Origin of the sequence: Methylophaga sp. UBA5088, from assembly GCF_002414625.1 — a bacterium.
Classification (GTDB): domain Bacteria; phylum Pseudomonadota; class Gammaproteobacteria; order Nitrosococcales; family Methylophagaceae; genus Methylophaga; species Methylophaga marina.
This window is the reverse complement of the sequence record NZ_DIAC01000072.1, coordinates 48,757-49,750: the sequence shown is the minus strand read 5'-3', so window position 1 is coordinate 49,750 and position 994 is coordinate 48,757. Positions and strand designations below refer to the sequence as shown.

Annotated in this window: 1 protein-coding gene; it reads right to left on the bottom strand. The window is 42.5% G+C overall.

The window, feature by feature from the left end; genetic code table 11:
- Positions 1 to 854, bottom strand: an 854-nt coding sequence (locus B4K20_RS09260; RefSeq protein ID WP_289282676.1) for a histidine kinase, incomplete at its 3' end; no start/stop codon positions are given.
- Between the last annotated feature and the right edge of the window lie 140 nt (positions 855 to 994).

Sequence of the window (994 nt, the reverse complement as noted above, 5' to 3'; positions counted from 1 at the left end):
TCTATGTTTGTATCCATACCTTGCCCGTCATCTTCCAGTCTAAGTTGAATACACATATGCTCAGGTTCACGAAACTGGTGTAAGTAAATAAACACATTTTCTGCATTGGCATGTCGACTAATATTACTCAACCCTTCCTGCAGAGCTCGATATAAGGTCAACGCAATAGGTTTAGGGATCTCATCATCATGTACATTCAAAGAGATGTTGTCAGTGCCAGAAAAGGATTGTCTCCATTCTGATAACAGTTCACGAATAGCACCTTTAAGACCAATACTATCTAGGCTGGGTGGCTTGAGATGACGTAGCTTATTGCGTGTAATCGAGCGTAATACCGTGGTGCTGTCCATCACGGACTCGAGAATGGATGTGAGATTTGAGTTGTTTGTCTGGTTTAGAGCGACAGTCAGGTTGGCATCCATTGCAGCAAGATGTTGACCAAAGATGTCATGAAGTTCAGAGGCTAAGTGATCACGTTCAGACTCTCTAACCAACGTGATTCGTTGTACCAGTGACTGTTTTTCGTTAAGCAGCTGTCGGATTTTTTTATTGTTATGCGTAAGCTCAGCCTGCATGGCCAAGTTATGTCTCAATGCTTGTGATAATTCAGATATTCGCCGTTTACTGAACCATATGAGCCCGGCACAGAAAACCAACAACACAAAAATTATCTCATCAAGTTGATATAACTCGCCTAATGCTGTCCAGTTGATATAGCGCTCAGCTAAATCGAAATATAAGGCCAGAAGGTAAGTAGCCAAAGAGAGTGCTGTAACCCAGACAATGTCATGTCTGATACGTTTGGGTTGCTCATTGTCACTGGTGCGGTCGAGCTGTCGCTGCAGGCCATCCATATTTCGAGTTCATTAACAATTAAAAGCAAAATTATGAAGGACTGAAATAGATTAACCCATAGGCAGATATACGATGGGGAGCAAATCACGCAGACATAGATGAAAAGGTCCTGCTGAAATACGAGGACATGTCTCTAACG